Source organism: Burkholderia sp. BC1, assembly GCF_052683555.1.
In genome coordinates this window covers 20,941-30,153 of sequence record NZ_JBQYLP010000068.1, presented here as the reverse complement: position 1 = coordinate 30,153, position 9,213 = coordinate 20,941, and the positions used below count along the sequence as shown (strand labels likewise).

The 9,213-nt window shown below is 66.6% G+C and carries 9 protein-coding genes; 3 read left to right on the top strand and 6 right to left on the bottom strand.

The annotated features are described in order from the left end of the window. Nucleotides 1–46 precede the first annotated feature (46 nt). Nucleotides 47–1,225, bottom strand: coding sequence for a GNAT family N-acetyltransferase (locus ACSHSS_RS24780; protein ID WP_261529415.1), 1,179 nt, complete (start codon nt 1,223–1,225; stop codon nt 47–49). A gap of 99 nt (nt 1,226–1,324) precedes the next feature. Here ACSHSS_RS24780 and ACSHSS_RS24775 point away from each other — a divergent pair, with 99 nt between their 5' ends. After that, on the top strand, nt 1,325–3,037 hold the full coding sequence (locus tag ACSHSS_RS24775; protein ID WP_105853972.1) for an NAD+ synthase: 1,713 nt from the start codon (nt 1,325–1,327) through the stop codon (nt 3,035–3,037). 75 nt (nt 3,038–3,112) lie between these two features. Beyond that, nucleotides 3,113–3,451 (top strand): P-II family nitrogen regulator, encoded by a 339-nt coding sequence (locus ACSHSS_RS24770; protein WP_006398637.1) that lies wholly within the window; start codon nt 3,113–3,115, stop codon nt 3,449–3,451. Between the two features lie 145 nt (nt 3,452–3,596). Here the strand turns inward: ACSHSS_RS24770 and ACSHSS_RS24765 are convergent, their stop codons facing one another. Beyond that, nucleotides 3,597–4,682 (bottom strand): porin, encoded by a 1,086-nt coding sequence (locus ACSHSS_RS24765; protein WP_445545675.1) that lies wholly within the window; start codon nt 4,680–4,682, stop codon nt 3,597–3,599. Nucleotides 4,683–5,245: 563 nt separating this feature from the next. Then, nucleotides 5,246–6,166 carry a LysR family transcriptional regulator gene (locus tag ACSHSS_RS24760; protein ID WP_233625705.1) on the bottom strand — a complete coding sequence of 307 codons (921 nt, stop codon included), beginning with the start codon at nt 6,164–6,166 and terminating at the stop codon, nt 5,246–5,248. Between the two features lie 133 nt (nt 6,167–6,299). Here ACSHSS_RS24760 and ACSHSS_RS24755 point away from each other — a divergent pair, with 133 nt between their 5' ends. Continuing rightward, nucleotides 6,300–6,797, top strand: coding sequence for a GNAT family N-acetyltransferase (locus tag ACSHSS_RS24755; RefSeq protein ID WP_105845052.1), 498 nt, complete (start codon nt 6,300–6,302; stop codon nt 6,795–6,797). 67 nt (nt 6,798–6,864) lie between these two features. On the opposite strand, the gene ACSHSS_RS24750 is transcribed toward ACSHSS_RS24755, so the two are convergent. From ACSHSS_RS24750 to ACSHSS_RS24740, 3 genes are read right to left on the bottom strand one after another with little or no spacing between them, the layout of a single operon-like run. Continuing rightward, the gene (locus ACSHSS_RS24750; protein ID WP_006398641.1) at nt 6,865–7,644 is read right to left on the bottom strand and encodes an ABC transporter ATP-binding protein; all 780 of its coding nucleotides are present in this window, start codon (nt 7,642–7,644) and stop codon (nt 6,865–6,867) included. 18 nt (nt 7,645–7,662) lie between these two features. Further along, nucleotides 7,663–8,376 (bottom strand): ABC transporter permease, encoded by a 714-nt coding sequence (locus ACSHSS_RS24745; RefSeq protein ID WP_006398642.1) that lies wholly within the window; start codon nt 8,374–8,376, stop codon nt 7,663–7,665. Next, nucleotides 8,373–9,062, bottom strand: a complete 690-nt coding sequence (locus ACSHSS_RS24740) for an ABC transporter permease (protein WP_006398643.1) — start codon at nt 9,060–9,062, stop codon at nt 8,373–8,375. Before ACSHSS_RS24740 ends, ACSHSS_RS24745 begins: the two co-directional genes overlap by 4 nt. Nucleotides 9,063–9,213: the final 151 nt, after the last annotated feature.

Sequence of the window (9,213 nt, the reverse complement as noted above, 5' to 3'; positions counted from 1 at the left end):
CATCTCGCCTGCAACTTCGGAAGTTGGTCCATTGATCAGCGTTTCCCTAGCTTCGGGTGCGCCGAAACGGATCGTGCTCGCGCAATTCGTCGACGTACGCGTGGATATGCTCGGTCTCGCGTTCGAGAAAGTGCGCGACCGCATCGGCGAACGCCGGATGCGCGAGCCAGTGCGCGGAGTGCGTGACGGTCGGCAGGAAGCCGCGCGCGAGCTTGTGCTCGCCTTGCGCGCCGCCTTCGAACGTGTCGAGTCCCGCTTCGATGCAGAACTCGAGCAGCTGATAGTACGCCGTCTCGAAATGCAGGCAGGGCACGTGCTCGATCGCCCCCCAGTAGCGGCCGTACAGCGTGCCGCCGCCGTGCTCGCCGCGGCGATAGACGGCCAGCGCGCTCGCGATCGGCTGCCCGTCGGCTTCGGCGATCACGAGCAGCAGGTTCTCCGGCATCGTCGCGCCGATTGCGCGGAAGAAGTCGAGATTCAGGTACGGGCTCGAATAGTGTTCGCGATAGGTCTGCCGGTAGCAGCGCGTGAAGAAGCGCCAGTCCGCATCGGTGATGCGCTCGCCGGTGAGCCGCCGGAACGTGACGCCCGCGTCGCGCACCTTGCGGCGCTCCGCGCGGATGTTCTTGCGCTTTTTCTGTTCGAGCGTGCCGAGGAAGTCGTCGAAGTGCCGGTAGCCGTCGTTGACCCAGTGGAACTGCACGCCTTCGCGCAGCATCATGCCCATCGATTCGAGCAGCCGCGCCTCGTCGCCGGTCGGGAACAGCACGTGCAGCGACGACGCGTCGCTCTGTTCCGCGAACGCGAGCAGCGTCGCAGCGAGACGGCGGCGCGCGTCGTCGTCGACGGCGAGCAGCCGCGTGCCCTGCACCGGCGTGAACGGCACCGCGCACAGCAGCTTCGGGTAGTACGACAGCCCGTTGCGCTGATACGCGTCGGCCCAGGCCCAGTCGAACACGTATTCGCCGTACGAATGCTGTTTCGCATAGACGGGGGCGGCGGCCGCGAGCCGGCCCGTGCGCGCGTCGGTCAGCGTGACGAAGTGCGGCGACCAGCCGGTTTCGTCGACGGCGCAGCGCGCGACATGCAGCGCGTCGAGGAACTCGTGGCGCAGGAACGGCGTCGGCTGCGCGTCGCGCGCGAGCAGCGCGTTCCATTCGTCGGCCGCAACCTCGGCCGGGGACGACAGGATGCCCGTGCGATAATCGATGCGTTCGTGTTTCAAGCGTGAATCCGTACCGTTTGGATGTCGCCGGTTGCGTGCGCGCCCGCGACGTTTTCGTCAGCCGTTCACCGCGCGCCGCCCGGCTGCGCCGCTCCCGTCATGAAGACCCGACTCGCTCTCGCCCAGATCAACGTCACCGTCGGCGACTTTGCCGGCAACGTCGCGCGTATCGTCGCGGCGGCCCGTGCCGCGCACGAAGATGGTGCGCACCTGATGATCGCGCCGGAACTCGCGCTGTCCGGCTATCCGCCGGAAGACCTGCTGCTGCGTCCCGCGTTCTACGCGGAAGCGGCCGCCGCGCTCGACGCGCTCGCCGATGCGCTCAAGCCGTTCGACGGGCTCGCGGTGCTGGTCGGTCATCCGCTGCGCGGTGCGCCAGGCGTCGATGGTAATGCAAACCGCCCGATCGAGCGCGGCGTGCCGCCGGTCGACACGTACAACGCGGCGTCGCTGATCGTCGGCGGCCGGATCGTCGGCACCTACCGCAAGCAGGATCTGCCGAACGCCGAGGTGTTCGACGAGAAGCGCTATTTCGCGACCGACGCCGAACCGCTCGTCTTCGAGCTCAACGGCGTGAAATTCGGCGTGATCATCTGCGAGGACGCGTGGCACGCGTCGGCCGCGCAGATCGCCAAGGCGGCCGGCGCGCAGGTGCTGCTGATCCCGAACGGCTCGCCGTACCACATGAACAAGGAAGCGGTGCGCGTCGACATCCTGCGCGCGCGGATCCGCGAGACGGGGCTGCCGATGGTGTACGTGAACCTCGTCGGCGGGCAGGACGAACTGGTGTTCGACGGCGGCTCGTTCGTGCTCGACGGGCAGGGCACGCTCGTCGCGCAGATGCCGCAGTTCGACGAGGGACACGCGATCGTCGAATTCGACGGCGCGCGGCCGCTGCCCGGCGCAATCGCGCCGCCGCTGCCGGTCGACGCGCAGGTCTATCGCGCGCTCGTGCTCGGCGTGCGCGACTACATCGGCAAGAACGGCTTTCCGGGCGCGCTGATCGGGCTGTCGGGCGGCGTCGATTCGGCGCTCGTGCTGGCCGTCGCCTGCGACGCGCTCGGGCCCGAGCGCGTGCGCGCCGTGATGATGCCGTCGCGCTACACGGCCGACATCTCGACGACGGACGCGGCCGACATGGCACGGCGCGTCGGCGTGCGCTACGACGAGATCGCGATCGCGCCGATGTTCGACGCGTTCCGGGCGGCGCTGGCCGCCGAATTCGCGGGCCGCGCGGAAGACGCGACCGAGGAGAACATCCAGGCGCGCATCCGCGGCACGCTCTTGATGGCGCTGTCGAACAAGTTCGGCTCGATCGTGCTCACGACCGGCAACAAGAGCGAGATGGCGGTCGGCTACTGCACGCTGTACGGCGACATGGCGGGCGGCTTCGCGGTGCTGAAGGACATCGCGAAAACGCTGGTCTACCGGCTGTGCCGCTACCGGAACGCGACGTCCGACTACGGGCGGCGCGACATCATCCCCGAACGGATTCTCACGCGCGCGCCGTCGGCCGAGCTGCGCGAGAACCAGACCGACCAGGACAGCCTGCCGCCGTACGACGTGCTCGACGCGATCATGCGGATGTACATGGAAGAGGACCGCCCGCTCGCCGAAATCGTCGCGGCCGGTTACGCGCCGGCCGACGTCGCGCGCGTGACGCGGCTCATCAAGCTCAACGAGTACAAGCGGCGTCAGGCGCCGATCGGGATTCGCGTCACGCACCGTGCGTTCGGGCGCGACTGGCGTTATCCGATCACGTCGCGTTTTGCCGAACGCCTTGGCGAAGGCCTCGGCGAACGCCTCGACTGAGCCGCGCGCGACGCCGGCGGCTTACAATCGGGATCGCGATTTTTCATTCCACACGAGCATTGAGGGACAACCATCATGAAACGCATCACTGCCATCATCAAGCCGTTCAAGCTGGACGAAGTCCGCGAAGCGCTCGCCGAAGTCGGGCTCACGGGGCTGACCGTGACGGAAGTGAAGGGCTTCGGCCGCCAGAAGGGGCATACCGAGCTGTATCGCGGCGCCGAGTATGTCGTCGATTTCCTGCCGAAGATGAAGATCGAGGTGGTCGTCGCCGAAGCGCAGGTCGATCAGGTGATCGACGCGGTGATCGGCGCGGCGCGCACCGGCAAGATCGGCGACGGCAAGATCTTCGTGTCGGACGTCGAGCGCGTGATCCGCATCCGCACCGGCGAGGAGAACGAAGCGGCCGTCTGAACACCGCATCGCTTCAGGGCACGGGCCGCGCGATCCGGGCCGCCAATAAAAAACGGTGCGGATACCCGATTGGGTACCGCACCGATACGCGCCTCTCGCAGCAGCGTGGAAAGCGTTGTCGAATCGTTCTTTGGACGGCGCCTGATCAGAACAGGTGCTGGATGCCGGCGTAGACGCCGGTCTGGCTGCCGCCCGGATGCGGGTTGCCGGTCGACACGGCCGTGCCGGCCGGGTTCGCGTTCAGGCCGAAGTTGGCCGTCGAGCTGTTGCGCACCGTCGCGACCTGCAGGTCGAACAGCGTGCGCTTCGAGATGTTGTACGAACCGCCGACCGTGTAGATGTTCGCGTTGCCGCCGCCGTGGTTCGCGTTCACGTGATACACGGCTGCGATCAGCGCCGCTGCCGGCGTCGCCTGCCACGTCACGCCGCCCCAGACTTGCTGGGTGCCGGTCACGCCTGCGTTCGCTGCCGGGCCGCCGCTGCCGTCGGCACGCGAGGCCTGGTACGCCGCCTGCAGCTTGAACTGGCCGAGGAACACGTTCAGGCCCGCGAAATATTCGCGCGAGTAGTTGAACACGTCCGAGAAGCGGCCGTTGCTGTCGCGCGTTTCGTCATAGATGCCGCGCAACTGGAACAGCGAGTTCGTGTACGTGATCTGCGCGCCGGCTGCACGACCCGGCTGGCCGGCCGTCGTGTTGCCGTTGAAGCTGGTCGAGTTCGAGAACGAGAACTGGCCGTAGAAGTCGAGGCCGTAGAACTGCGGCGACTGATACGACACGTTGTTGCTGGTCTTGTTCCAGTTGCGGCCGCGCACGAGCGACGCGGTCGACCAGTTCGACTGGCCGAACGGGTCGAAGTCCCACACGCCGTTCGCGATCGCGAGTTCGCGACCGAGCAGCAGCGTACCGTAGCGGTCGTTCGAGATACCGACGGTCGCGAAACGATCCCAGATCGTGCCGCTCGCGCCGAGGCCGCCGTTCATCGTGTTGAACGCGCCTTCCAGGTGGAACAGGATCTTGTTGCCGCCGCCGATGTCTTCGGTGCCCTTCAAGCCCCACAGGCTCGTGCCCCAGTCGCCGCTTTCCGCGCGGAATTGGTGACCGTTTTGGAAGCCGTTCATGTATTCGAGGCCGGCATCCAGGCGACCGTACAGCGTCACGCTGCTCTGTGCGTGCGCCGTCACCACCCCAGCAGCCATCAGCGCGGTCGCGACCAAAGCTTTCTTCATCATCTCCTCCATACCCTGTCAAAAAGTCAACCCAGACTGCACGAGATGCCCGACGCGGCGAGCGTCGGGCAAAAGCGGGATAACCAGGGAGACCTCGTGCAGGGCCGGGTCGGCGCAGCACGCGGGGCAAGCAGACGGGAGTGCCGTTGAGCGGTCCCGCGCGGCCGGGTGGGTCTGCGGGGTCTCCTTGTTGTGTCGTGAAGCTAAACTACATTTCACGCACTTCGTTTTGCTACTTTGGTTACTAATTTAGCAAAAATACAATTTTGTGGCGACGGAAATCGTTGTTTGACTAACACGTGTCGCCAAATTGCCATGCAACACGGCCCGCGACGGCCGTGCGCGCGCCGCCGATCGCCGGAAAACCCTTGTCCGACAAGGGAGACATGATTTCGGCGAATCGGGATCAAGGATTGCCAGTATTGACGTCGATAAAACGCCGGCGTATGCGGGCAGAGCGCGGAATTGGTAAGTAATTCGTAATGATTTCGGCGGGTGAGGGCCGTGCTCGCGCGTGCCGGCAGCGATGTCGCGCGGCGCTTCGTGCGGCGGCTCCGTACGGCGCGCTACGCGTGCGGCCGCGCGTCCAGCAGGCGCGCGCGAATCCAGCGGTGCGCGTCGGTGCGTGCGTGCTTCGCGTGCGAGTAGACCTTCAGCGTGTAGCGCGGAATGTCGAACGGCGCGGGAAAGAGGCGGATCGGCGCCGCGTGCCGCAGCGTCTGCGCGGCGCGGTTCGGCACCGTCATCAGCAGCGCGGATTGCGCGATCACGAACGGCGCGGCCAGCACGGTCGGCAGTTGCACCGCGACGTCGCGCGCGACGCCGAGCCGGTCCAGCACGTAATCGATCACGCCGCGCGATTCGTTCCACGGCGTGACGACCACGTGGCGCGCCGCGAGATACTGGTCGAGCGTCAGGCGTCGGCGGATCGTCGGGTGGGCGGCACTCGCGATCACGACATAGTCGTCCGAGAACCAGTCGAAGTCCTCGATGCCCGGCGCATCGGCGACCGCTTCCTCGTGATAGCCGAGCGCGAAATCGATACGGCCGGCGGCCAGTTCGTCGACGGCGATCTTCCGGTCGGAATGGACGACGCGGATCCGCAGTCGCGGCGCCGCCTCCTGGATCTGCGCGACGAATGCGGGCAGCACCGCGAACGCCGTGTAGTCGGTCGCCGCGAACACGAAGGTGCGGTCGCTGTGCGCGGGATCGAAGCGGCGCGCCCGCGCGAGGCCTTTCGACATCGCGTCGAGCGCGTCGCCGGCCCAGGTCGCGATGTCGTCCGCGCGCACGGTCGGCTGCATCTCGTTGCCGAGGCGCACGAACAGCGCGTCGCCGATCGCATCGCGCAGCCGCGCGAGCGCGTGGCTCAGCGCCGACGGACTCATCGCGAGCTCGTGCGCGGCCGCGGCCACCGAGCGGTGGCGGTACAGCGCGTCGAAGACGAGCAGCAGGTTCAGGTCGAGACGGCGCAGATCGTGATGCATGGTGTTCAGATCGGAATGAAAAAACTGCACTTCCTGCAGGCGCGACGCGAACGTAGCATGTCGGTTCGACGAGCGCCAGCACGAATCGCGGCGCTCTCTCCGTTTTCGTCCGGGCCGAAGGAGGGCTCCTGCCGTGCAAATCGACATCCGCCGCGCGACCGTCGCCGACGTGCCGCTGATCCTGCGTTTCATCACCGAGCTGGCCGTCTACGAGCAAGCCGAGCACGAGGTCGTCGCGACGCCGGCATCGCTCGAGCGCAGCCTGTTCGGCGACGCGTCGCCCGCGCACGCGCTGATCTGCGAAGTCGACGGCGAGCCGGCCGGCTTCGCCGTGTATTTCTTCTCGTATTCGACCTGGCTCGGCCGGCAGGGGCTGTATCTGGAGGATCTGTACGTGTCGCCGCGCTTTCGCGGCGCGGGCGCCGGCCTGCGGCTGCTGAAGACGCTCGCGCGGATCGCCGTCGAGTCGGACTGCGGCCGTTTCGAATGGAGCGTGCTCGACTGGAACGAACCGGCGATCCGCTTCTACGAAAGCGTCGGCGCGGCGCCGCAGAGCGAGTGGGTGCGTTACCGGCTGGCCGGCGACGCCTTGCGCGCATTCGCCGCCGACGCGCCGGTCGACGTCGCGTAAACGCAAAACGAGCGCCGCGCGGCGAACCGCGGGGCGCTCGTCGGCGCGGCGCGATGCGCTGCGCGCGTTACTTGAGGCTGCCCGACAGGAACTGCTTCAGGCGCTCGCTCTTCGGGTTCGCGAATACGTCGGCCGGCACGCCTTCTTCCTCGACGCGCCCCTGGTGCAGGAACATCACGTGGTTCGAGACGTTGCGCGCGAAGCCCATCTCGTGCGTGACGACGATCATCGTGCGGCCTTCCTCGGCGAGCTTCTGCATTACCTTCAGCACTTCGCCGACAAGCTCCGGATCGAGCGCCGACGTCGGCTCGTCGAACAGCATCACGTCCGGGTGCATCGCCAGCGCGCGCGCAATCGCGACACGCTGCTGCTGGCCGCCCGACAGATGCGACGGATACTGCTTCTCGACGCGCGGCGCGAGCCCGACCTTCTCGAGATACTCGCGCGCGCGCTCCTCGGCTTCCTTCTTCGAAATGCCGAGCACGTGCACGGGCGCTTCCATCACGTTCTCGATCACGTTCATGTGCGACCACAGATTGAAGTGCTGGAACACCATCGCGAGCTTCGTGCGTACGCGCTGCAGCTGCTTCGGATCGGCGGCGCGCAGTGCGCCCGTCTTGTCGGCGGCGGTGCGCACTTCCTCGCGGTCGACGAAGATGCGGCCCGCATTCGGCTGCTCGAGGAAGTTGATACAGCGCAGCATCGTGCTTTTGCCGGAGCCGGACGAGCCGATCACGCTGATCACGTCGCCGGCGTTCGCCTTCAGCGACACGCCCTTGAGCACCTCGTTGCTGCCGTACCGCTTGTGAAGATCGTCGACGAAAAGCTTCTGGGTCTGGGAATTCATGAATAGTCCTGCGGAAACTTACTTGCCTTGCGGGCGCAGATACGCGAGCCAGCGGCGCTCGGCGCGGCGGAACAGCCAGACGAGCGTGAAGGAGATCACGAGATAGAGCAGGGCGGCGATCCCGAATGCGTGGAACGACATGTAGGTCGCCGAGTTGACGTCGCGCGCGATCTTCAGGATGTCGGGCACGGTCGCGGTGAACGCGACGGTCGTCGCGTGCAGCATCAGGATCACTTCGTTGCTGTAGAGCGGCAGCGAGCGGCGCAGCGCGGACGGCAGGATCACGCGGCGGTACATCGTGAACGTCGACATCCCGTACGCGCGCGCGGCTTCGATCTCGCCGTACGACGTCGCCTTGATCGCGCCCGCGAAGATCTCGGTGGTGTACGCGCAGGTGTTCAGCGTGAACGCGAGCAGCGTGCAGTTCATGCCTTCGCGGAAGAACGCATCGAGCATCGGCGTGCCGCGCACGACCTGCAGGCTGTACAGGCCCGTATAGCAGAGCAGCAGCTGCACGTAGAGCGGCGTGCCGCGGAACACGTAGGTATAGAGCCATACCGCGCGCGACAGCCATTTGCGCTTCGACACGCGCGCGACCGCGAGCGGCACCGACAGGCAGAACCCGAGCCCGATCGACACGACGAGCAGCCACAGCGTGATCGCGACGCCCGTGATCCGGTAGCCGTCGGTGTACAGATAGTTGCGCCAGTATTCTTGGATGAGTTCGATCATAGGTCTGCCTTGCGGACGCCGGTCGAGTAGCGCTTTTCAAGCCACATCAGCACGAAGTTCGAGATCGTCGTGATGGCGAGGTAGATCGCGCCGGCGATCAGCGTGAAGAAGAAGAACCGCAGCGTGCCCTTGCCGGCATCCTGCGACGCCTTCACGACGTCGGCGAGGCCGATGATCGACACGAGCGCGGTGGACTTCACGAGCACCTGCCAGTTGTTGCCGATGCCCGGCAGCGCGAAGCGCATCATCTGCGGGAACATGATCCGCGTGAACACCTGCCAGTTCGTCATGCCGTACGCGCTGCCCGCTTCGAGCTGGCCGCGCGGCACCGACAGGAACGCGCCGCGGAACGTTTCGGTGAAGTACGCGCCGTAGATGAAGCCGAGCACGAGCACGCCGGCGAGGAACGGGTCGATGTCGATCTGATCCCAGCCGAGCGCGTCGGTCGCCATGTTCAGCCAGATCTGGATGCTGTAGAACAGCAGCAGCATCAGCACGAGATCGGGCACGCCGCGGATCAGCGTCGTATAGACGGTGCCGACGCCGTTCGCGATGCGGTTGCGGGACAGTTTGGCGGCCGCGCCGACGAGACCCAGCAGGAACGACAGCGCAAGCGAAAGCACCGCCAGTTTGACGGTTTGCCAGGTGCCTGCGAGGATCAGCGGGCCGTAACCTTGTAGAAACATATGTGGTCCCTGACGGCGCATCGCGTGCGCCGCGAAAGACGCGCCCGCCAAGCTGCGCGGAACGCCCCGTGCGTATCATGCCGTCCGCCCCGGCATCGGTGCCGGGCACGCCCGCGACGCAAGCGGCGGGCGAGGGGCGGGCGGCGCGTGG

Excerpts from the sequence above, each read along its gene's own strand:
- ACSHSS_RS24775 (WP_105853972.1), top strand. The coding sequence starts at position 1,325 with ATGAAGACCCGACTCGCTCTCGCCCAGATCAACGTCACCGTCGGCGAC.
- ACSHSS_RS24770 (WP_006398637.1), top strand. The coding sequence starts at position 3,113 with ATGAAACGCATCACTGCCATCATCAAGCCGTTCAAGCTGGACGAAGTC.
- ACSHSS_RS24765 (WP_445545675.1), bottom strand. The coding sequence starts at position 4,682 with ATGATGAAGAAAGCTTTGGTCGCGACCGCGCTGATGGCTGCTGGGGTG.
- ACSHSS_RS24760 (WP_233625705.1), bottom strand. The coding sequence starts at position 6,166 with ATGCATCACGATCTGCGCCGTCTCGACCTGAACCTGCTGCTCGTCTTC.
- ACSHSS_RS24750 (WP_006398641.1), bottom strand. The coding sequence starts at position 7,644 with ATGAATTCCCAGACCCAGAAGCTTTTCGTCGACGATCTTCACAAGCGG.
- ACSHSS_RS24745 (WP_006398642.1), bottom strand. The coding sequence starts at position 8,376 with ATGATCGAACTCATCCAAGAATACTGGCGCAACTATCTGTACACCGAC.
- ACSHSS_RS24740 (WP_006398643.1), bottom strand. The coding sequence starts at position 9,062 with ATGTTTCTACAAGGTTACGGCCCGCTGATCCTCGCAGGCACCTGGCAA.